19 protein-coding genes are annotated in these 21,859 nt (G+C 49.6%); 18 read left to right on the top strand and 1 reads right to left on the bottom strand.

Going from position 1 to position 21,859, the window contains the following annotated elements:
• The first annotated feature begins 424 nt into the window (after window positions 1–424).
• From GPL15_RS02895 to GPL15_RS02945, 11 genes are all read left to right on the top strand, one after another.
• Complete coding sequence (locus tag GPL15_RS02895; protein WP_215695824.1) at window positions 425–1,201, top strand: DeoR/GlpR family DNA-binding transcription regulator; 777 nt, start codon at window positions 425–427, stop codon at window positions 1,199–1,201.
• An 83-nt stretch (window positions 1,202–1,284) separates the two neighbouring features.
• On the top strand, window positions 1,285–1,887 hold the full coding sequence (locus GPL15_RS02900; protein ID WP_252198062.1) for a class II aldolase/adducin family protein: 603 nt from the start codon (window positions 1,285–1,287) through the stop codon (window positions 1,885–1,887).
• A 15-nt stretch (window positions 1,888–1,902) separates the two neighbouring features.
• Window positions 1,903–2,736, top strand: a complete 834-nt coding sequence (locus GPL15_RS02905; RefSeq protein WP_215695826.1) for a purine-nucleoside phosphorylase — start codon at window positions 1,903–1,905, stop codon at window positions 2,734–2,736.
• A gap of 2 nt (window positions 2,737–2,738) precedes the next feature.
• Window positions 2,739–3,677, top strand: coding sequence for an alcohol dehydrogenase catalytic domain-containing protein (locus GPL15_RS02910; RefSeq protein ID WP_215695827.1), 939 nt, complete (start codon window positions 2,739–2,741; stop codon window positions 3,675–3,677).
• 14 nt (window positions 3,678–3,691) lie between these two features.
• On the top strand, window positions 3,692–4,753 hold the full coding sequence (mtnA, locus tag GPL15_RS02915) for an S-methyl-5-thioribose-1-phosphate isomerase (RefSeq protein WP_215695829.1): 1,062 nt from the start codon (window positions 3,692–3,694) through the stop codon (window positions 4,751–4,753).
• A 48-nt stretch (window positions 4,754–4,801) separates the two neighbouring features.
• On the top strand, window positions 4,802–5,869 hold the full coding sequence (locus tag GPL15_RS02920; RefSeq protein ID WP_215695837.1) for a BMP family ABC transporter substrate-binding protein: 1,068 nt from the start codon (window positions 4,802–4,804) through the stop codon (window positions 5,867–5,869).
• A gap of 12 nt (window positions 5,870–5,881) precedes the next feature.
• Window positions 5,882–7,381, top strand: a complete 1,500-nt coding sequence (locus GPL15_RS02925; protein WP_215695839.1) for an ABC transporter ATP-binding protein — start codon at window positions 5,882–5,884, stop codon at window positions 7,379–7,381.
• Between the two features lie 12 nt (window positions 7,382–7,393).
• Entirely contained in the window at window positions 7,394–8,470 is a 1,077-nt protein-coding gene (locus tag GPL15_RS02930; protein ID WP_215695841.1) for an ABC transporter permease, read from the top strand.
• Entirely contained in the window at window positions 8,467–9,357 is an 891-nt protein-coding gene (locus tag GPL15_RS02935; RefSeq protein WP_215695843.1) for an ABC transporter permease, read from the top strand. The genes GPL15_RS02930 and GPL15_RS02935 overlap by 4 nt, the downstream gene beginning before the upstream one ends.
• 77 nt (window positions 9,358–9,434) lie before the next feature.
• Window positions 9,435–10,937, top strand: coding sequence for a sulfatase (locus GPL15_RS02940; protein ID WP_215695845.1), 1,503 nt, complete (start codon window positions 9,435–9,437; stop codon window positions 10,935–10,937).
• A gap of 17 nt (window positions 10,938–10,954) precedes the next feature.
• Window positions 10,955–12,247 carry an amidohydrolase gene (locus GPL15_RS02945; RefSeq protein ID WP_215695847.1) on the top strand — a complete coding sequence of 431 codons (1,293 nt, stop codon included), beginning with the start codon at window positions 10,955–10,957 and terminating at the stop codon, window positions 12,245–12,247.
• Here GPL15_RS02945 and GPL15_RS27870 read toward each other — a convergent pair.
• A complete protein-coding gene (locus tag GPL15_RS27870; RefSeq protein WP_346344885.1) occupies window positions 12,132–12,401 on the bottom strand; it encodes a DUF6783 domain-containing protein in 270 nt (89 codons plus the stop codon). The genes GPL15_RS02945 and GPL15_RS27870 overlap by 116 nt on opposite strands.
• 239 nt (window positions 12,402–12,640) lie before the next feature.
• On the opposite strand from GPL15_RS27870, the gene GPL15_RS02950 reads away from it, so the two are divergent.
• The 7 genes from GPL15_RS02950 (at window position 12,641) to GPL15_RS02980 (ending at window position 21,774) form a co-directional block, all read left to right on the top strand.
• Complete coding sequence (locus tag GPL15_RS02950) at window positions 12,641–13,249, top strand: type IV toxin-antitoxin system AbiEi family antitoxin domain-containing protein (protein ID WP_215695849.1); 609 nt, start codon at window positions 12,641–12,643, stop codon at window positions 13,247–13,249.
• Window positions 13,250–13,612: 363 nt separating this feature from the next.
• Window positions 13,613–15,529, top strand: a complete 1,917-nt coding sequence (locus GPL15_RS02955; protein ID WP_215695851.1) for a sigma 54-interacting transcriptional regulator — start codon at window positions 13,613–13,615, stop codon at window positions 15,527–15,529.
• Window positions 15,530–15,563: 34 nt separating this feature from the next.
• Window positions 15,564–16,088, top strand: coding sequence for an adenine phosphoribosyltransferase (locus tag GPL15_RS02960; RefSeq protein WP_215695853.1), 525 nt, complete (start codon window positions 15,564–15,566; stop codon window positions 16,086–16,088).
• 20 nt (window positions 16,089–16,108) lie between these two features.
• Window positions 16,109–17,539: a serine hydrolase domain-containing protein gene (locus GPL15_RS02965; RefSeq protein WP_215695855.1), complete on the top strand. Its 1,431-nt coding sequence runs from the start codon at window positions 16,109–16,111 to the stop codon at window positions 17,537–17,539.
• A 316-nt stretch (window positions 17,540–17,855) separates the two neighbouring features.
• A complete protein-coding gene (locus GPL15_RS02970) occupies window positions 17,856–18,944 on the top strand; it encodes a glycoside hydrolase family 88 protein (protein ID WP_215695857.1) in 1,089 nt (362 codons plus the stop codon).
• Between the two features lie 18 nt (window positions 18,945–18,962).
• Entirely contained in the window at window positions 18,963–20,537 is a 1,575-nt protein-coding gene (locus tag GPL15_RS02975) for a glycoside hydrolase family 28 protein (RefSeq protein WP_215695858.1), read from the top strand.
• Window positions 20,538–20,625: 88 nt separating this feature from the next.
• On the top strand, window positions 20,626–21,774 hold the full coding sequence (locus GPL15_RS02980) for a glycoside hydrolase family 88 protein (protein WP_215695860.1): 1,149 nt from the start codon (window positions 20,626–20,628) through the stop codon (window positions 21,772–21,774).
• Window positions 21,775–21,859: the final 85 nt, after the last annotated feature.

Genomic DNA, 21,859 nt, shown 5'->3' on the forward strand with positions numbered 1-21,859 from the left:
AGAGATTTCCCGGATATTTTATATTTTATAGGAACGTGCGGCCTATGAAATATAAAAGCCCTCCTATGCCAGCTTTGTTGGCTATGGGATCGCACTGCGTATCGCATAGAATGCGGCGGTAGGGAATTATGTCGCTGAAGCGGCCCGCCGCAGGCGGAGAAACCCGCAAGCGGAATTCTTTCTTGTTGACAGGAACCTGTATTTTTTCGACAAAGTTCGACAAATGCGGGACTGTATTTTAAAATAGAATTGGAAAAACACAGATAAAACCAATTTTGTAACCAAAAACCAAAGGAAAACACAAAAAATAAAAGAAAAACACAGAAAAACGCATTGACAACCACCATCCGTGTTGTATAATATGTATAAAGAAATAACAAATAAACGGTAAAAGTGGGGAAAATCACCAGAAGGGGGATTGCGGATGATAGCAATGGAACGGGCCAGATACATCATGGAAAAACTGGAAAAAAACAAGATCGTGCTGGTGGCGGAACTGAGCAAGGGCATGAACGTATCGGAGGAAACCATACGCAAAGATCTGGAAAAGCTGGAGAAGCAGCAGCAGATCTGCCGGGTTCATGGAGGCGCTTATTTAAAAGAAGGTTATGGAAATGAAACTTCCGTGAATGTGAGAGAACAGCTCTATCAAAAGGAAAAGACCGCATTAGGGCGTCAGTGTACGGAATTTATCGCGAAAAACGACATCATCATACTGGACTGCAGCACCACGGCCAGATACATTGCTTCGGCCATTGAGGAGAAGGGGATGAAAGTTACGGTGATAACCAACTCCTTAGCCACCGCATACCAGTTGTCCAAAAACCCCCAGGTCAGGGTTCTCATGCTGGGAGGGGAACTGGACCGGAATACGGGATCATTTAACGGGAGCATGGTTTTGGAGGCGCTGGAGAGGTATCATGCGGACAAGGTGTTTTTAAGCAGCGCCGGCATCAGCGTGGAAGCCGGGATTACGGATTACCGCCAGGAAGAGGCGGACGTGCGCAGGAAGATGATCCGGCAGGCGGATCAGTGCTATTTTGTGGCGGACAGAACCAAGATCGGCAGACACGCGGCGTTTATCGTGAGCGGCCTGGAAGCGGTGCAGCATCTGATCGTGGAACAGCCTCTTGAGGGTGATCCGGTGCTTTCAAAAAAACTGGAGGAAGCCCGGGTGAAGGTCACCGTATGCGGGAATTGACGCATTCTGGAGTGCACAGATGGCAGAAATGAATGTTCAATCACACCCTGGCGGACAGAACGGAAGAAATGGAGAGAAAAACATTGAAGAATCAATACGAGGAAATGAAAAAACAACTGGTAGGGACGGCGAAGAAGGCTTACCGGGAAAAGCTGATGGCAGGCACCAGCGGGAATATGAGCATATTCTGCCGGGATGAGGGGCATATCCTCATCACGCCAAGTTCTTACGACTATGAGATCATGGAAGAAAAAGATGTGGTTATCATCGATCTGGATGGCAATGTGATCGAAGGAATCCACAAACCCTCTTCCGAATGGAGGATGCATGCGGAGATTTACCGCCGGCTGCCTCATGTTAAGGCCATTGTACATACCCATTCCCCATATGCCACAAGCTTTGCTGTGCTGCACCGGGAGATTCCTGTGATTTTGATTGAAATGATCCCATTTTTAAAGGGAAGCGTGGAGGTCAGCCCTTACGCGGCCCAGGGAAGCGCAGAAGTTGGAATCAACGCGGCGCCGGTTTTGGAAAGAAAGAATGCGTGCCTGATGGCCAACCACGGAGCGGTAGCGGTGGGAGGATCACTGGATGAGGCGTATATAAACAGCGTGTATCTGGAAGATGCGGCCAAGATTTACCATATGGCATGCAGTGTCGGAACACCGGTTGTTATAGAAGAATAGGAGGAGCGTTTATTTATGGACAATGCTTACGGACGGTTATTGAAATGCTATGAGAGTATCAAAGACAGGATTCCGTTTGTCCCCAAGGTGGCCCTGATTTTAGGTTCCGGGCTGGGAGATTATGGAGACGGGATCAGACAGGAGGCAGTGATTGAATATAAGGACATCGAAGATTTTCCTGTTTCCACGGTTCCGGGCCACAAGGGGCGTTTTATCTTCGGCTGGGTGGAAGATGTTCCGGTGGTGCTCATGCAGGGCCGGGTTCATTACTACGAGGGATATTCCATGGAGGACGTGGTGCTGCCCACCCGTTTGATGAAGCTCATGGGAGCGGAGATTTTGTTTTTAACCAATGCGGCGGGAAGCGTCAATTACGATTACCAGGCAGGGGATTTTATGATCATCCGGGATCAGATTTCCACATTTGTGCCGTCTCCGCTGATCGGGCCAAACCTGGACGAGCTGGGGCCCAGATTCTGCGATATGTCCACGGTTTACAAGGAAGAACTGAGACAGATCATCCGGCAGGAGGCCGGACGGCTGGGAGTGACCGTGCGCGAAGGCGTTTATATCCAGCTTACGGGGCCGGAATTCGAGACGCCGGCCACGGTGAAGATGTGCAGGATTCTGGGGGCGGACGCAGTGGGGATGAGCACGGCCTGCGAAGCGGTGGCTGCAAGCCATATGGGCATGAAAATCTGCGGAATTTCCTGTATCTCTAATCTGGGAGCCGGTATGTCGGATCAGGCCCTGTCCCATGAAGAGGTTTATGAGACGGCCCAGAGGGTTTCAAAGGATTTTAAACAACTGGTAACCGCTTCAATTATCCGCATGGGAAAGGAGGCGTAAGGGTGAAAGCACTTTGTTATGACGGAACACAGGCAGTTTATACGGAAGACAGGGAGATACCAAAGCCGGGGGATACGGAAAGCCTGGTGCGGATTTTAGTCAGCGGGGTCTGCAACACGGATAAAGAGATTTTAAAGGGATACCGGCCGGATTTCAGAGGCGTGATGGGACATGAGTTCATCGGCATTGTGGAAGAATCCAAAGATCCGTTCTGGGTTGGCAAACGGGTGGCAGGAGAGATCAACGCAGGCTGCCAGAACTGCTTATACTGTAAAACCGGAAGGGAGAAACACTGCGAAAGCCGCAGGACTTTGGGCATGAGCGGCGGAAAGGACGGCTGCTTTGCGGAGTACATGACCATAGAAAACCATCTGCTCCATGAGGTGCCGGAAAGCCTTCCCACAGAGGTTGCGGTATTTACGGAGCCCCTGGCTGCGGCGCTGGAAATATTGTCCCAGGTACATATCAAACCGGAATCCAAGACGGCTTTGATCGGAGACGGACGGCTGGCCTTTATGATCGCCCAGGTGCTGGCCCTTACCGGGACGGATTTGACGGTGATCGGAAAGCATGAAGAAAAGCTGGAACTGTTTAAGGAGTACGGGAAGACCGTTACAAAGACGGAGGAAACCTTTGACAATGTGGTGGATGCCACAGGTTCGGCCAGCGGGATTGAACTGGCGCTCAAGATTGTGCGCAGACAGGGCGTCATCATATTAAAGAGCACGTACAGCGGCCTGGCTAACGTGGATATGACCTCCCTGGTGGTCAATGAGATCACGTTGGTGGGGAGCAGGTGCGGCCCATTTGAGCCGGCGTTAAAGCTTCTGGCCAGCGGACGCGTAAAGCTGCCGGATGTGAAATTATATGACCTGAAAGACTTTGGGGAGGCATTTTCTTCTCCCGAATTTAAAGCAGGTTTTCTCATAGGAAGAGAATAGGAGGGACAGGAAGGATGAATCAGGAAATAACCGCAGGCGCTGATAATGTGAGACTGAACGAAGAGGGAAAACTCGTTATTATCGATCAGACAAAGCTGCCTAACATTACGGAATATCTGACGCTGGAGACGGCAGAGGATATTTATGACGCTATTTTTGAACTGAAGGTGAGGGGAGCGCCTGCCATCGGCATCTGCGCCGGATACGGCATCTATGTGCTGGCCCGCTCCATTGAAACGGAGGACTATGACGTTTTTCTTGAAACGTTCAGGAAGCACAAGGAATATTTAAATTCCTCCCGGCCTACGGCGGTGAATCTGAGCTGGGCGTTAAAGAGGATGGAAGAAGTGGTGATAAGCCATAAGGGAACGCCTGTGAAAGAGATTAAATGCCTGCTGGAAGCCGAAAGCAGGAAGATCCAGGAAGAGGATATCGCCATGTGCCGCGCCATTTCCGAGTTTGGATTAACCCTTGTAAAAGACGGGGACGGCATCCTGACCCATTGCAACGCAGGGCCTTTGGCCACATCTTGTTACGGAACCGCCTTAGGGCCGATTCTTCTGGGAAAAGAGAGAGGAATGGAATTCCGCATGTTTGCCGATGAAACCAGGCCGCTTCTGCAGGGAGCCCGGCTGACTTCCTACGAATTGGCAAAAGCCGGTGTGGACGTGACTCTGATCTGTGACAACATGGCGTCCATGGTCATGAAGAACGGATGGGTACAGGCCTGTTTCGTAGGCTGTGACCGGGTGGCAGCCAATGGGGACGCGGCCAATAAGATCGGAACCAGCGGAGTGGCGATCCTGGCAAAACACTATGGAATCCCATTCTACGTGTTAGGCCCTACCTCAACCATAGATATGAACTGCAAAACCGGAGCGGATATTGAGATTGAACTGCGCAACCCGGATGAAATCAAGAAGAAATTCTATGAAAAGCCTATGGCTTTAGAAGAAGTGAAATGCTACAATCCGGCTTTTGATGTGACGGACCACAGCCTGATCGCAGGGATTGTAACGGAAAAAGGGATCTGCAGGGCGCCATATACGGAAAGTCTGGCAAAACTGTTTGATTAATGAAATGAGAAAGATGAAAGTGAAAGAGATGAAAGTGAGGAACGGATTATGAGAAGAGTTACAAGATTAGCAGCGCTTGCGATGGCGGCATCACTGGCGGCCATGTCCCTGACTGCCTGCGGCAAGAAAATTGAGATTCCTGAGGAAACAGAAGGCGGCGTCAAGATCGGAGTGGTCTATACCACAGCAGGTTTGGGAGACAACAACTTTAACGACATGGTAAACAGCGGTCTGGAGAAGGCAAAAGCGGATTTGAAGATTACCTATGATTATTCAGAACCCAGCTCCAACGGTGAAGTGGTTACCATGCTGAGAGATTTTGCCCAGACCGGGGAATATGACCTGGTACTGGCCCTGGGAGCTGATTCCGCATCGGCTTTAGAGCAGGTTGCAGGCGAATATCCGAAACAGAACTTCACAATCATCGATACCGTGGTCGCTCTTGATAATGTGAGCTCCATCTCTAAAAACGGGGCCGACCAGTCCTTCTTATGCGGCGTGCTGGCCGGATATTTAACAAAAGAAGAAGGTTTTGACAAGATTAACGCTGACAATAAGATCGGCGCGGTTATGGGCCTCGATATCCCGCTGTTAAACTCCGTTGTAGCCGGTTTTACCGCCGGAGCGAAATACGCCAACCCGGATGTGGAAGTGACAGCCTCTTATGTAGGTTCCTTCAACGATCCGGCCAAGGCGAAAGAGATGGCGGATTCCATGTACAAACAGGGCGTGGACATCATCTTACAGGGAGCGGGAGGTTCCGGAATGGGCGTGTTTAACGCGGCAAAAGAGGACGGCGGATATGCCATCGGAACCGGCGTGAACCAGAACAGCACCAGCCCGGACGAAATTATCGCGACGGCTACCTATGAACTTCCAAACATCGTTTATGATGAGGTGAAGACTGTGGCCGACGGCACATGGAAGAGCGGCGCAAAGGTCTGGGGCCTGAAAGAAGGGGCTGTAGGCTATAGCGTGGAAGGAAGCAACGTAAAAATCCCCCAGGAGATCATCGACAAAGTAGAAGAGGCGAAGAAATGGTTCTTAGATGAGAACGTAGTTCTTCCGTCTACCCCGGATGAAGTAGATAACTGGGTGAGCCAGAACGTAAAATAAGGGAGTGTATCCATGGATCTCATAAGAATGGAACAGATTACGAAGACCTTCGGAACCGTCCGGGCCTTAAAAAATGTGGATTTCCAACTGCAAAAGGGGGAAATCCACGCCCTTTTAGGGGAAAATGGAGCCGGAAAAACGACGCTTATGAAAGTTCTTTACGGCATGTACCAGGCCAATGAAGGAAAAATTTATTATCAGGATAAGCAGGTGGAGATCACCGGTTCCGCAGAGGCCATAAAATTGGGCATCGGTATGGTTCACCAGCATTTCATGCTGGTTCCCGTGCTCACTGTGGCAGAGAATATTGTGGCGGGAATGGAGCCTAAGAAGGGGCTTCGCTTTGATTTTGACAAGGCGGTGGAGGAAGTGAACGCCCTGTCGGAGCAGTACGGTTTTGGTGTGGACGCAAAGGCAAAGGTCTCGGATCTGTCTGTTGGAGAACGGCAGAGAGTGGAGATTTTAAAGGTTCTGTACCGGGGGGCGGATATCCTGATCCTGGACGAACCCACCGCTGTGCTGACGCCCATCGAGGTAAAGGAACTGTTTGAGGCCTTAAAGCAGATGCGGGAGGCCGGAAAGAGCATCATCATTATCACTCACAAGCTGTATGAAGTGCTGGAGATTTCGGACCGGGTTACCATTCTCAGGGACGGGGAGCTGATCGGGACGGTGGAGAGCAAAACCGCTTCCCAGGACAGCCTGGCCCGGATGATGGTGGGCCGGGAGGTTCAGCTTTCGGTGAAGCGCAGATCGGAAAAGATGGGAGAGGTCCTGTTTGAAGTAAAGGACTTGTGCCTGAAAAAAGGGCAGATTCCCGTACTGGACCATATAAATCTGGCCATTCGAAGGGGAGAGATCCTGGGAATTGCCGGAATCGAAGGAAACGGACAGACGGAACTTTTGGAGGCGCTGACAGGAATCAGGAAACCGGACCAGATGGAAATCCGGCTGGGTGGAAAGCCGCTGTCGGGCAATGCCTATCAGTTCATCCAGGCGGGAATCGGCCATGTGCCGGAGGACCGGATGACCCGGGGGCTGGTTCTGGATATGAGCATCAAGGAGAATCTGATTCTGGGATATGAGGATAAAGACGACTTCATCACTCACGGGATTCTGAACTGGAAGAACATCCGCAGTTATGGGCAGACACAGTTGAACCGTTTTGGAATCAAAGCCGAGGACAGTGAGACGGAAACTGGCAATCTTTCAGGCGGAAACCAGCAGAAGGTGGTCATTGCCAGGGTATTTGCCCAGGAACCGGAAGTGGTGATCTGTGCCCAGCCCACCAGAGGGGTGGACGTATCCGCCATCGAGTACATCCATAACGTGATCCTGGATTACAGGGACAAAGGGAAAGCGGTGCTTTTAGTCAGCGCTGACTTAGATGAGGTCAAGAGTTTGAGCGATACCATCGCGGTGCTCTACAAAGGAAAAATCGTGGCACAGGACGAGGCGGACCGGTTTGACGATACCCGTCTCGGAACCCTGATGACCGGGGCCAGGGAATAGGAGGGAATGCAGATGTCCTTAACCAGTAATAAAGCAAAAAGCAGTTCGAAGAAACTGTTGGAGGTATTGGCGGCCCTGTTTCTTGCCCTGGTGGCAGGCGGGATCTTCTTTATGGTCAGCGGTTATAATCCGATCCAGGTTTATGGGTTGATTCTAAAAGGGGCTTTTGGCAGCAGGAATTCCTTTTTGACCACTCTGTCCTATGCGACGCCGCTGATCCTGTCCGGTCTGGCTTTTGCCGTGGCAAAACAGGCCAACATCATGAATTTAGGCGGAGAGGGCCAGATCTATGTGGGAGCCATGACTGCGGCTGTGGTGGGAACCATGTTCCCGGGGCTTCCCAAATTTATCTGTGTGCCGCTGGTACTTTTGGCCGCTTTTGCGGCGTCCGGCCTCTACGGAGGAATCGCCGGATTTTTAGACGTGAAGTTCGGTTCCAATATCGTAATCGTTACGATCATGCTCAACTACATCGCCCAGAACTTCTGCGGCTATCTGGTGGCATCGCCTCTGCGGGCCGATGAAAGCACCCTACAGACGGCCCTGATCAATGACAATTCGGTGATCGGGAGGATTTTCCCGGATCATCAGCTTTCGGCCGTATTTTTTATGGCGGTGGCCGCGGCGGTGATCATCGCGCTGGTGATTAAATATACGAAATTCGGCTTTCACATGAGAACGGTAGGTTTTAACCGTCTGGCGGCGGAGACAGCCGGGATCAATTATAAGACGGTTACGGTGATTTCCATGTTTTTAAGCGCCGGAATCGCAGGACTGTGCGGAGCGGGCCAGATCATGGGCGTCCATTACCGTTTTATCGATAACTTTTCCTCTGGATACGGGTTTGAGGGAATTGCGGTGGCCGCTCTGGCAGCCAACCATCCGGTGGCTATCCTGGTTTCAGGAATCCTGTTCGGAGGCCTGAAAGCCGGTGCTATGTCGGTCAACCGTGTGGCAAATATCCCCATGGACTACATACTGATCATCCAGGCTCTGGTAATTGTGTTCATCGCCGCGCCTAAGCTGATCAGCCAGATAAACGGAGGAGTTTCAAAAATCTTTAAAAAGAAGAGGGGGGCGGTTTCATGAGCGATTGGAAGGTGACGCTGTTAATTTTGATTGTTTCCACCATCCGCATGTCCACGCCGATTACATTGGCGGCAGTGGGCGGCGCGTTCTCGGCCAGGTCCGGGACCATGGCCCTTGGGCTGGAAGGATTTATGCTCATGGGCGCATGGGGAGCCGCTCTGGGCTCTTATCTGTTCCAAAATGCGTTTTTAGGGCTTTTTATGGGGATTCTGGTTTCATTAATATTTTCCCTGTTATTCGGAGTGTTTACAATCCGGTTCCAGGTAAACCAGGTGATCTGCGGAATCGGTTTTAACCTGTTTGCTTCAGGTTTTACGGCTTCCATGACCCAGATGATCTGGGGGACCAGGGCGAATTCGGCTCAGGTTCCCACCCTTCCAAGGATTCACGTGCCGGGAGTTGGGGATTTGTCAATCCTGATCCCTGTGATGCTGATCGTGGTGGCTGTCTCCTGGTTTTATTTGTTCAGGACGCCTTCGGGGCTGCGGATGAGGATTGTGGGGGAGAGCGCCCACACCGCCGATTCCATCGGTTTGAAGGTGAACCGCTATAAATATCTGGGAATCTTGATTTCCGGAGCTGTCTGCGGCATGGCGGGAAGCTTTTTGTCCATCGACCATGTGAACATGTTTGTCCGTGAAATGACGGCGGGCCGTGGATTTATCGCTGTGGCGGTGAACATCCTGGGCCGGTTCAATCCTTTAGGAGCTCTGGGCGGAGGCCTGCTCTTCGGATTTGCCGATTCTTTGCAGCTTGTGATTCCGTCGGCATTGGTTCCGGGACAGATTTTGCAGATGATTCCCTATGCGGTTACTTTGTTTGTGATTATATTTGCAGTGCGTTATGTATCTACCCCGGCAGGAATTGGGGAGGTGCTGGAACACTAGAGTGTGTTTGAGAATTCATACCCTGGGGCGCATTGGAATAAGCTTTTAACGGCATACGCCGGGAAGGAGTTAGATAGATGAAAGCGATTATGGTAATGTTTGATTCATTAAACCGCCACATGCTCTCCAGCTACGGATGTGACTGGACGAAGACGCCGAATTTCAAGCGGCTGGCGGAGCGGACGGTGGTGTTTGACCAGTGCTATGTGGGCAGTATGCCCTGTATGCCGGCCAGGCGGGAACTTCATACCGGCAGGTATAATTTCCTGCACCGGAGCTGGGGCCCTATGGAACCGTTTGACGATTCCATGCCGGAACTTCTCAAAAATAACGGGGTGTATACCCATTTAGCCAGCGATCACTGGCATTACTGGGAAGAAGGCGGGGCAAACTATCATACGAAGTACAATTCCTATGAGTGGGCCAGAGGACAGGAAGGGGACGGCTGGAAGGGCTATCTGCCGGACTTCCCTATTCCCGAGTGCATCGACGGAAAGCCGGGGCTTTGGGGAAGACAGGACTGGGTGAACCGCCTTTACATGCAGAAGGAAGAGGATCAGCCCATTGCGGTCACATTTAAAAACGGATTGGAATTTATAGAAAGTAACCACGGGGAGGACAACTGGTTTTTACAGCTGGAAGCATTTGATCCCCATGAACCATTTTACAGCCAGGAGAATTATAAAGAACTTTATGCAGACGGATATGACGGCCCGGTATTTGACTGGCCGGCTTACCACAAGATCCGGGAGACGCCGGAGCAGGTGAAACACTGCATCAATGAGTATGCGGCGGTGCTGTCCATGTGCGACCACTATCTGGGAAAAGTCATTGACATGATGGACGAACATAACATGTGGGAGGATACCATGCTGATCGTCAATACGGATCACGGTTTCCTTTTGAGCGAGCACGACTGGTGGGGCAAGGTGATGATGCCGTTTTACAATGAAATCGCTCACATTCCTCTGTTCATCTGGGACCCCAGATGCAAAAAGAAGGGGGAAAGAAGAAATTCCCTGGTGCAGACCATCGATTTATGTCCCACACTTTTGGAGTATTTCCATGTGGAGATTCCAAAAGACGTGATGGGCAAATCCCTGGCGGATGTGATCAGCAGGGATGAACCGGTGAGGGAATACGCGCTGTTCGGAATGCATGGATGCCATGTGAACATCACCGACGGACACTATGTCTATATGAGAGCCTGTGATACCGGAGTGGAGCACAACAATGAAAATCTCAGCAACTACACCCTGATGCCGGTTCATATGAAGGAAAGCTTTGACCGGGATGAACTGCTGAACATGGAACTGGTGGACGGATTTTCCTTCACAAAAGGAATGAAGGTATTATCGGTTCCGGGAACGGAGAAGATCCCCACCATGGGATTCCCGCCGTCTTCCCTCTATGACGGAGGCCACATGCTATTTGATGTGATAAATGACCCGGGCCAGCAGCACCCTCTCGATGATCCGGAGAATGAAGAGCGGATGATCCGCAGCATGATCCGTCTCATGGAGGAAAATGACGCGCCTAAGGAACAGTATATCCGTTTGGGACTGGACCGGTTCAGGTGAGGAAAGGCGGAAGAAAGATGAAGATAAGATTTTATAATGCCCGGATTATGACCATGGACGGCGGATGCGCCGTGACGGAAGGGGAAGTCTGGACGGACGGAACCAGGATCAGCTATGTGGGGCCGGCAAAGGCCGGGGCGGAAGAAATGAATTTTGACCGGGAAATCGACGCCCGCGGCAATCTGATCATGCCCGGATTCAAGGATGCCCACACCCATTCCGGCATGACCTTCCTGCGTTCCAGCGCGGACGACCTGCCTCTGGAAGAATGGCTGAATAAACAGGTGTTTCCGCTGGAAGCAAAGCTCTGCGGGGAAGATGTGTACCATCTTTCCAAACTGGCCATACTGGAGTATCTGACCAGCGGGATCACGGCTAATTACGACATGTATTTCTTCCCGGACCAGATCGCCCGGGCTTCCATAGAGATGGGATTCAGGACGGCCCTGTGCTGCCCGATCACATCATTTTCAGGGGAAACGGCCAAAACGGTGGAAGAAAACTTCTTAAAATATAATACTTACCATGAGTTAATCAGCTACACCCTGGGCTTTCATGCGGAATATACGGCGGAAACGCCGCTGCTGGAAGAGATCGCGAAGCTTTCACAGAAGTATCATGCCCCTGTGTTTAACCATAATTCCGAGACTGTGGATTCGGTGGAGCAGTGTATAAAACGGAGCGGCATGACGCCTACGGTATTTTTAAACAGCCTGGGAATGTTTGAATATGGAGGCGGAGGATACCACTGTGTCCATATGACGGAAGAGGATTTGGCTGTATTCGCAGAAAAGAAGCTGACCGCGGTTACGAATCCGGGGTCCAATGTGAAACTGGCCAGCGGGATCGCGCCTATCAAGCGGATGCTGGAGCTGAATATCCCAGTTGCCATCGGAACCGACGGCCCGGCCAGCAATAACTGCCTGGATATGTTCCGTGAGATGTTTTTGGTGACAGGACTTGCCAAGATCCGGGAAAATGACGCCTCCGCCGTGGAGGCCGGTTCGGTGCTCACCATGGCCACTGTGAACGGGGCGGGCGCTATGGGCCTAACGGACTGCGATGTGCTGGCGCCTGGGAAATTGGCGGACTTGATCATGATAGATCTGCACCAGCCCAATATGCAGCCGCTTAACAATATCGCAAAAAATGTGGTGTACAGCGGCAGCAAGGCCAATGTGAAGCTGACTATGGTTAACGGGAAGATTCTCTATGAGAACGGGGAGTTCTTTGTAGGGGAGGAGCCGGAAGACATTTATGGGAAGGCGAATGAGATTGTGAAGAAGCTGATGAAGAATACGGGATGTTAGAGTGTGTTCGAAAATTACTTTCTGGCAGCTGTGCGTCACAGTTTGTGGGTGATTTGTTCCTAACGAGGGAGGCGTAGCGGGCTACGTTGACCGAATTCGGGCAAATCTCCCGCAAAGTGGGGCGTGCAGATGACGGAAATGAATTTTCAAACACAATATAGAATAGGGTATCAGAAAAATTAGCAAGAAATAAGCAAGATTTTACATAAAGGCGCCGTTGGCTAATGATAGAAGCTGTCGGCGTTTTTTCTGTCCTTCATTATACTAAACCACAACATTGCCAAATTCAATCATGCGTGCTTTGCTAAGTTGACTTTTTGGGAAAATTGGATATACTATAGTAAAGTACACAATCGATGAAAAATTTGCGTGTGGTTTAATAGAGGTAAGACAATGCTTGATGAAAAAATGATAGACGTTGTTAGGAATGCTTTTTCCAAACACGATTATATAATGACAACAGCCCAACTTGATTCCTACAGAATTTACTATGCTGATATTCAGCAGCTATTAAACGAGGGCTTTATTGAAAAAATCAAACGGGGCTATTATCATTGGGTAGAAACCTACGATGAACAGGAGATTAAAATTATTAACCGTCTATTCCCCGATGCGGTGCTTTGTATGGAAACTGCCCTCTTTTACTACCAGTACAGCGACCGCAATCCTGCCGAGTGGAATATTACGATTGATAAAAATGTCTCCAGAAGCCGTACAAAGATTGACTATCCCTTTGTAAAAGCATACCGGGTTGAACCGTTTCTAGTGCCTCTTGGCGAAACGAAAGGCACTATTAACTTTGTCGATGTCCGTATCTATGACCGTGACCGCACCATTTGCGATGTACTTCGGAACATGAACAAAATGGACAGAGAGATTTTTAATAAGGCAATACAAGGTTATGTAAGAGATCCGAAAAAAAATATACCGAATCTTATGGAGTATGCGATGGTATTGCGTGTGCAAAAGCGTGTGAAAGAATTGATTGGAGTGTGGTTGTGATGGCTGACGCAGCGGCATCTGTTAAAGCCCCCCAATTATGAGCAACAGGATTCTAAGCAGAAATCTGGCTGATATTCGTGATTAAAAACTTGAAGGAGCGCTCTAAATGGAGTATACTAAAACTGTCTTTGCTGTGAAAAACGGCAAAGGCAGTTTTATTGTTATGTTATCAGGAACGGATATTCTGCGAATGAAGAAACGTTGTAACAATTCAGATAGGTCTGAACTGTTACGAAACGTTCTATAAAAAGACAAGATACTGTTCATAACTAGTATGAATCAGTAAGGCATTTAATATGGATCATACTAGCCAGAAACGCGTTTTGAATCAGAAACGCGTTTTTAGAAAGGAACACAGGAAAAGTGGCAGGAATTGCATTTTTTGCGCCGGATCAGCAGGTTTATGACAGGGCAAGGGAGATTCTGGCTGAGAATCCGGGGCACATCACGGTTTTGAAGATGACGGAGGGCGGCGAGGATGCTGTTACAGAAGCCAGGAAAGCGGTATCGGACGGGATTAACATTATCATAGCCAGGGGCCGCCAGGCCAGCCTGATCCGCCAGTATACCAACATTTCCGTTGTGGATATTACTCTGACCGCCCAGGAGATCGGTATTTTAATAAGGGATATGAAGAAAAAGATTGGCAAGGATTACCCCAGGATCGGTCTGGTGGGCAATTCACAGATGTTTTGTGATACCACCCATCTGGGGGAACTGTTCGATGCGGATTTGCGGAAATATCCCCTGGACGAGGGATATAACTTCCAGCAGATGGTGGAACTTGCCATTGAGGAGAAAGTAGACGCGATCATAAGCGGGGCCAATGTGCTGGATTATGTGAAGGACCGCAATATCGTCACGGGATATTTTAATTCTACGGGAGAATCCGTCCGCAATTCCATCAACCAGGCGGAAGCCCTTTACCGGGTCAGCGAGGTGGAGCGGAATAACTATGTCCATTTTACATCCATTTTGGAAAGCGCTATTAATGGGCTGATCCAGGTTAATAAAAAAGGGGAAGTCACCGTAATTAATCATGCCATGGAACTGATGCTGAGAAAGTCCGTGACGGATGTAGTGGGGAAAAAGATTACATCGGTTCTTGACGGTCTGGACAGCAACGCTGTGAAACGGGTATTGAAAAGCCCGAAGGAAAGCTATGCCACCTTTGTTAAAATTGGAAATGAGAACATGGTTGTGCTTATGATTCCTGTGGTGATTGCTGAGGAAGTGGACGGAGCCATCATTTCCTGCAATAAGGTGAACCGTTCCTCCGGTTTCAATGAAACAAAGCAGATGCAGGACCAGTATCTGCGCGGTTATGTGGCCCGCAATACCTTTGAGAGCCTGGAGCCGCTGACCAGAGGAATGCCGGAAACCATAGAAATGGCCAAGTGCTATGCGCTGTCCACCAGCCCCATTCTGATAAAAGGGGAATCCGGGGATGAAAGGGAAGAGATCGCCCAGGCCATACACAACCACAGCATGAGGAAATCAGGGCCTTATATCTCGGTAAATATTGCCGGTCTTTCGGATGAAGCCCAGATCGACCTGTTATTTGGAAAGCGGTTTTTAAACCCTGACTCCAAAGACCGCACCCAGGGAGCGCTGATGGCCGCCGCCAATGGTACGTTGGTCATTCACGCCCTGGATAAGATGGGGGTGAGAACCCAGTTTTTTGTAAATAATATCATTCAGAACAACACACTCATCTATAATGACTTGGAACGGATTCAGGATGTCAACACGAGGATCATCGGCGCCTGCACCAAAGATCTGTATCTGCTGGTGGAAAAGACGCTGTTTCGGGATGATCTTTACTATATCTTTCATTCGCTCACCCTGGTGATCCCTCCCCTGCGGAAGAGAAAGACGGATATGGAGCGTTTGATCGATATTTATATACCCAGATATATTGAAAAATACTCCAAGTTCCATGTATTTACAGCAGGGGCCAAACGGGTTATGCTCCAATACAGCTGGGAGGGCAACCGGGTTCAGTTAGAGCGTTTCTGTGAACGGCTGATTCTGACGGCTGGTAAACGGACGATCACGGATAATTATGTGACCCTGCTCCTGGATCAGCTATATGGGCATCACGAAAACAAGGAAAAGGATGAGATGAAACAGGCAGCGCCGGCTTATGAAGATTCCTACGAGGAGCTGATCAGAAATACCTTGAGGAAATATAACGGCAATAAGGGCCTGACGGCAAAAGCGCTCCATATCAGCACCACTACATTGTGGCGGAAGATGAAAAAATATAATATTGATTAAAATGCCGTTTATGCGGCGGAATGTGAGGAAACGTATGAAAAAGGTAGAAGATTATGTGAGAAGCATACCGGATTTTCCGGAGCCGGGGATCATTTTCAGGGATGTAACAACAATTTTACAGGATGCGGACGGGCTTCATCTGGCCATCGACGGCATTCTGGATAAACTGAAAGATACGGATTATGATGTGGTGGTAGGGCCGGAATCCAGAGGGTTTATCTTCGGCGTGCCGGTAGCTTACGCGGCTCACAAAGCGTTCGTTCCCGTGCGCAAACAGGGCAAACTGCCTTGCGAGACCATTTCCATGGAATATGACCTGGAGTATGGCAGCGCGGTCATTGAGATGCATAAGGACGCAATTAAAAAGGGCCAGAGGGTCGTGATTGTAGACGATTTGATCGCCACGGGAGGAACCATTGAGGCCATCATCAAACTGATCGAGAAGCTGGGCGGAGTTGTGGTGAAAATCTGTTTTGTAATGGAACTTGCGGGGCTTAACGGCAGAGAAAAACTGGCCGGATATCCGGTGGAATCCGTGATCACATACGAAGGAAAATAACAGACAGGATGGGGGATCTTATGGAGGAATTAGTATTTGGCAGTCCAAAAGAATCAGGAGTGCCTTCCGGGGCGGTGCTGTCCTGCCTGAAACGCCTGGCAGAACAGAATGTGCCTTTGCACAGCCTGCTGCTGTACAGAAAGGGAAAGGTGATTACAGAAGCCTATTCTTTTCCCTATGAAAAACACAGTCTGCACCGGATGTATTCCATCACGAAAAGTTTTACGTCTTTGGCGGTGGGGCTTTTGGCAGATAAGGGCCTGATAGGGCTCGATGATCCTGTCATCAAGTATTTTGAGGAATATCTTCCTCAAACGGTGCACCCCTGGCTGGCGTCCATGACCATACGGGATATGCTGGAGATGAAAACCTGCCATGAGGGCACCACTTACAAAAAGGATCTGACGAAAAACTGGGTGGAGAGCTTCTTTATCACGGAGCCGGATCACAGGCCGGGAACCATTTTTTCCTATGATACGTCCTCGGCCCATACCCTCTGCGCTCTGGTGGAAAAGCTGACCGGAATGGAGCTTCTGGAATTCTTAAAGGGTGAATGTCTGAATGAGATAGGATTTTCAGCGGAATCTTATGTTAAAAAAGATCCCTTCGGCGTTTCCATAGGAGGCAGCGGCCTGATGGCAACGCCCATGGATCTGCTGAAAACAGGCATTCTGCTCCTGCGTCAGGGAGAATACGGGGGACGGCAGATTTATCCCAAATGGTATCTGGAGGAAGCGGTCAAATGCCAAACGCAGACCGCAGGTTCCAGAAATTGTGAAGATGAACGCCAGGGTTACGGATACCAGTTTTGGCAGTTCCGCCATGGCTGTTTTGGATGTTACGGCATGGGGGGGCAGTTTGTGCTCTGCTGTCCCCAGCAGGAGCTGGTCTGCGTTACCACGGCGGATACGCTGGCTGTAACAGGAGGCCACCAACAGGTTCTGGATGCTGTGTTTGACTGCATTTTTCCGTATCTGGATATGGAGGAAGACGGAAAAGAAGGGGAACTGGAAGAATATTTGGCCCGGCTTTCCATGCCTCCGGTTGAAAATAAGAAAATTCCCGCGTCCGCCTGGGAGAAAGCGGAAGGTTTATATGAATCCGTAAAAGAAGGCGGTTATTTTAAGAATATGGGATTCTCTTTCTCTGAGGACAAAAGCAGAGGACGGCTGCGCTACTCCTGTGAACAGGGAGAAGGGGTTCTGGAATTTGGTATGGGGGTTTGGGTCTGTTCGGAATTTCCCTTTTACGGCCAGTCATATGCGGCCAGCGGAGGATGGACGGAGGATGGAGACCTCATGATTAAAATCCAGATCACAGGGGAGGATTCCAGCTCTGTTTCCATACAGGCGGCTTTCTTTGAAGGCGGTTTAACGGCTTTCATGAAGAGCACGGGAGAGAATGTTTTTCTCGAATTTTCCGGCTTTTTTGAAGGAAAAGTAAAATCTTAGACATTTCAAAATATTACATATCTGAAAATAATGCAATGAAAATGCAATGTATACGGCTCATTTTGAAAACAATGTAGGAAGTGCAAAAAATACGCCCCGTTTATAGGGCAATCTGCCAATAGTTTCCTCTTTTTCTATCGTTTATTATTTATAATAGACAATAGTAAGAAAAAGAGAGAGGAGGGGGTATTTTTGACAGCTTTTCCACATGTGAAAAATGAGCCGTTTTTTCGTGATTTCCCAAATGTAAAACTACATAATCCGACGGCATTTTTAACGGAAAACTGCCAAAAGAAGAATACCCGGATGCGGCATTATGGTATTTGACAAATATTTTAAAGACTATTTGGATCTGTTTGACCAGGAATATCCGGAAGTTTGGTCGTATAAGGACGGCTGCGTCATGACCGGCGCAAAGATCCTGTACGAAGCGGATCAGGATGACCGGTATCTGAAAAGCCTTTTGTGTTTTGGCGATAAATATGTGGGTGAGGACGGTTCTGTGGCCGGTTTTAACCCATCTGAATATAATGTGGACCAGCTCAGGTGCGGGAATGCTTTCTTTTTCCTCTATGAACAGACGGGAAATGAAAAGTACAGAAAGGCCATGGATCTGTTCATGGAAAACCTGAAACATTTTCCGCGAACGGAAGAGGGCAGTTTTTGGCATAAGCAGATTTATCCTTACCAGGTCTGGCTGGACGGCCTTTATATGGCCATGCCGTTTTACCTGAAATACGATACCCTTTATGGGGGACGGAAACATTACAATGATATCATCGGCCAGTTTAAACGGGTCAGGCGTTATCAGTATGATGAAGAAAAACAACTGTATTACCACGCATTTGATGAGAAACGGCAGATGGTGTGGGCGGATAAAGAGACGGGGCTGTCACCTTGTTTCTGGCTCAGGGCTGAAGGATGGTTTTTGATGGCTCTGGTGGACTGTTATGAGATCATTCCGGAGGAATCCTATGACCAGTTCCGGTATCTGGGAGATCTGTATAAAGAAGCTCTGAGGGGTATTTTAAAATATCAGGATCCGGAAAGCGGGCTGTTCTATCAATTGATTGACAGGGCGGACCTGCCCGGGAACTATCTGGAGACTTCGGGATCAGCCATGGTGGCGTACTCGGTTTTAAAGACCTGCCGCCTGGGGCTTTTGCAAAAAGAGAAGTATTTTGAGCTGGGAGAGCAGATCCTCATGGCTTTGGAGGCGCTGATGTTTACCGTGGAGAAAAAGAAATTTCATTTGAACGGTATCTGTGCCAGCGCCGGTTTAGGGCCGAAAGAGGAGCGGGACGGAAGCCCGGAATACTATCTGGGCGAGCCGCAGAGAGCGGACAATAAGCACGGAGCGGCCGCCTGCATGATGGCATATGGAGAATGGAAACGACAAATATAGGCAGAGGGAAGGATTCGTATGGAGTTCAACATCATTTTTCAAACATCCAGAAAGATTACGATTGAAGTGAAAGATTATGGGATCTGGTATGCCCGCAGGAATTACCGGATTTATATCAATGGGGAACCGGTCATGACCTCGGGCCGTGTGGTTCAGACAGTTTCCGGCCTGAAGCCGGACACGGAATATACGATATGGATTGAAAATGAAGACGGAAAATCGGAAGTTCAGTCGTTTCGGACAGATTATGAATTTGTGACCCTGGACGTGAAGCGTTTTGGAGCAAAAGGGGACGGGGTCAGCGACGACACGTTGTTCATACAGGCTGCCATTTCAGCCTGTCCGGCGGGCGGAAGGGTTTATCTGCCTAAGGGCGTTTACAAGGTGGTATGCCTGTTTTTAAAGAGCGATATTACCATCGATTTGGACGATGAAGCGGTTTTGTCCGCATTTACGGAGAAACCCCGGTTCCCGGTTCTGCCGGGTATGATTGAGAGTTATGATGAAAAAGAGGAATATAACCTGGGTACATGGGAAGGCAATCCGCTGGACATGTTTGCGTCTATCATAACGGGAATCAATGTCTCCAATGTGGTGATTACGGGAGGCGGAGTTCTGGATGGCAACAGCAGCTATGACAACTGGTGGGCTGGTACGGGAAGGGAAAAGGCAGGCGGCGCATTCCGGCCGAGGATGATCTTTTTAAACCATTGCAGCCACATAACGGTACAGGGACTTACCATACAGAATAGTCCGGCCTGGAACCTTCACCCTTATTTTTCCGATGATACCAGATGGATTGATTTGAGGATCATCAACCCCAAAGTGTCGCCTAATACGGACGGCATGGATCCGGAATCGGTGGACGGGCTGGAGGCCGTGGGCGTGTATTTCTCCCTGGGGGACGACTGTATAGCGGTGAAGTCAGGAAAGTTTTATATGGGCCATAAATATAAGAAAACATCCCGGAACCTGGAGATCAGGCAGTGTTATATGAGACACGGCCATGGAGCTTTGACCCTGGGAAGCGAGATCGCGGCCGGGGTACAGGGCCTGGTGTGCCGGGACTGCCTGTTCGAGGATACGGACAGAGGCCTTAGGGTTAAGACGCGCCGGGGCCGCGGCGAGGATGCGGTGCTGGACGATATCACCTTTGACAATATTAAAATGGACGGGGTGCTGACGCCGTTTGTGATCAACTCGTTCTATAACCGCTGTGACCCGGACGGCCACTCGGATTATGCCCAGAGCAAGGAACCTTATCCAGTGGATGAACGGACGCCGGCAACCGGTAAGATGACATTTTCCAATATTGAGGCGAAAAACTGCCATGTGGCGGCCTCCTTTATCTACGGGCTGCCGGAAGCGCCTATTGAAGAGCTGAAATTTGAACACATTGATATCAGCTTCGCAAAAGATCCGGTGACGGACTACGCGGCAATGATGGATGATCTGGAACCCAGCAGCAGGAAGGGGATCTATATCAACAACGTGAAAAAGCTGGAGCTGAAGGATGTGAAAGTACACGGCCAGGAAGGCGAGGCGGTGGAAATGTATCATGTGGAAAAATTAGTGTCGGAGCCGCAAGGATGAATCTCAGTTGAGAATCTGAAATTCTCAACGAATGCCTGCGCAAATAAATGCCCCGGCTTATCAGGAAAGAGAAAGGATAACTGAAACTATGATATTTGAACGTTATATTAAAAACTATATGTACGAATTTGACCAGCTTGACCGCTGTTTTTGGAATTATGAGGACGGATGTGTGCTGATCGGCGCCCAGGCCATGTATGAAGCCACAGGAGATGAATATTACTTTGACAGCATCCGCAATTTCATCGACCGCTATGTGAAAGAGGACGGGATCATGTATTATGATCCCAAGGAATACAACATCGATAAGATCCCTTCCGGCCGGGTGCTCTACCTGCTGTACAAACGGACCGGCAATGAAACTTACCGCAAAGCCATTGAGCTTTTGATGGGACAGCTCCGGGAGCATCCGCGTACAGAATGCGGCAGTTTCTGGCACAAGAAAATCTATCCGTACCAAATCTGGCTAGATGGTTTATACATGGGCATGCCGTTTTACATGATGTATGAAAATGATTTCGACGGCGGAAAGAATTACGGCGACATCATCAACCAGTTTTTGAATGCCAGAAAATACCTGTACGATGAGGAAAAACACCTCTATTACCATGCGTATGATGAGAAAAAGGAGATGTTCTGGGCTGATAAGGAGACGGGATTATCCCCCAATTTCTGGTCACGGGCCACAGGCTGGTATCTGATGGCTTTGGCGGACTGCTATGAACTGATGCCCGAGGAGCAGGAGGATTACAGAAAGGTTCTGGCGGACCTTTGGAAAGAGGCCATAGACGGAATGCTGGAATACCAGGATAAAGAAAGCGGATTGTTCTATCAGCTTACCGCTCTTTCTGATGTGGAAGGAAACTATCTGGAGACTTCTTCTTCCTCCATGGTGGCATATTCCATCCTGAAAGGATGCCGGTTAGGCGTGCTTCCTGAGGCGGTTTACCGCGCGAAGGGAGAGGAAATCCTGATCGCCTTGGAAACCAGGATGTTCACTATAAAAAACGGCAAGCTGGAACTGGGCGGCATGTGTGTAGGAGCCGGCTTGGGGCCTGCGGATAACCCCAGAAGGGACGGAACCGTAGCTTATTATCTGGCGGAAGGTGTTGTGCACGACGAGCAGAAGGGTACGGGAGCGGCTATGATGGCTTATAGTGAGTGGCTGAAACTGAGGAAGAACGGGATTGAGGTGCTTCCGGGGATTGAGGTGGAGATTTATAATAGCGGGTATTAATTGAATTGTGGAAGTTACGCAGGAAAGCGGGGCGAGGCGGCGGATGGAGGACCGGGGGTTTGGAACGGTCCTCCATCCGCCGCCT

Origin of the sequence: Clostridium sp. MCC353 (genome assembly GCF_018785315.1) — a bacterium.
In the GTDB taxonomy this organism is placed as follows: Bacteria; Bacillota; Clostridia; order Lachnospirales; family Lachnospiraceae; genus CHH4-2.

What these genes read in the sequence shown, in the direction of transcription:
- GPL15_RS02895 (WP_215695824.1), top strand. Translation starts at nt 425, where the DNA reads ATGATAGCAATGGAACGGGCCAGATACATCATGGAAAAACTGGAAAAA.
- GPL15_RS02905 (WP_215695826.1), top strand. Translation starts at nt 1,903, where the DNA reads ATGGACAATGCTTACGGACGGTTATTGAAATGCTATGAGAGTATCAAA.
- mtnA (WP_215695829.1), top strand. Translation starts at nt 3,692, where the DNA reads ATGAATCAGGAAATAACCGCAGGCGCTGATAATGTGAGACTGAACGAA.
- GPL15_RS02920 (WP_215695837.1), top strand. Translation starts at nt 4,802, where the DNA reads ATGAGAAGAGTTACAAGATTAGCAGCGCTTGCGATGGCGGCATCACTG.
- GPL15_RS02925 (WP_215695839.1), top strand. Translation starts at nt 5,882, where the DNA reads ATGGATCTCATAAGAATGGAACAGATTACGAAGACCTTCGGAACCGTC.
- GPL15_RS02930 (WP_215695841.1), top strand. Translation starts at nt 7,394, where the DNA reads ATGTCCTTAACCAGTAATAAAGCAAAAAGCAGTTCGAAGAAACTGTTG.
- GPL15_RS02935 (WP_215695843.1), top strand. Translation starts at nt 8,467, where the DNA reads ATGAGCGATTGGAAGGTGACGCTGTTAATTTTGATTGTTTCCACCATC.
- GPL15_RS02940 (WP_215695845.1), top strand. Translation starts at nt 9,435, where the DNA reads ATGAAAGCGATTATGGTAATGTTTGATTCATTAAACCGCCACATGCTC.
- GPL15_RS02945 (WP_215695847.1), top strand. Translation starts at nt 10,955, where the DNA reads ATGAAGATAAGATTTTATAATGCCCGGATTATGACCATGGACGGCGGA.
- GPL15_RS02950 (WP_215695849.1), top strand. Translation starts at nt 12,641, where the DNA reads ATGCTTGATGAAAAAATGATAGACGTTGTTAGGAATGCTTTTTCCAAA.
- GPL15_RS02960 (WP_215695853.1), top strand. Translation starts at nt 15,564, where the DNA reads ATGAAAAAGGTAGAAGATTATGTGAGAAGCATACCGGATTTTCCGGAG.
- GPL15_RS02965 (WP_215695855.1), top strand. Translation starts at nt 16,109, where the DNA reads ATGGAGGAATTAGTATTTGGCAGTCCAAAAGAATCAGGAGTGCCTTCC.
- GPL15_RS02970 (WP_215695857.1), top strand. Translation starts at nt 17,856, where the DNA reads ATGGTATTTGACAAATATTTTAAAGACTATTTGGATCTGTTTGACCAG.
- GPL15_RS02975 (WP_215695858.1), top strand. Translation starts at nt 18,963, where the DNA reads ATGGAGTTCAACATCATTTTTCAAACATCCAGAAAGATTACGATTGAA.
- GPL15_RS02980 (WP_215695860.1), top strand. Translation starts at nt 20,626, where the DNA reads ATGATATTTGAACGTTATATTAAAAACTATATGTACGAATTTGACCAG.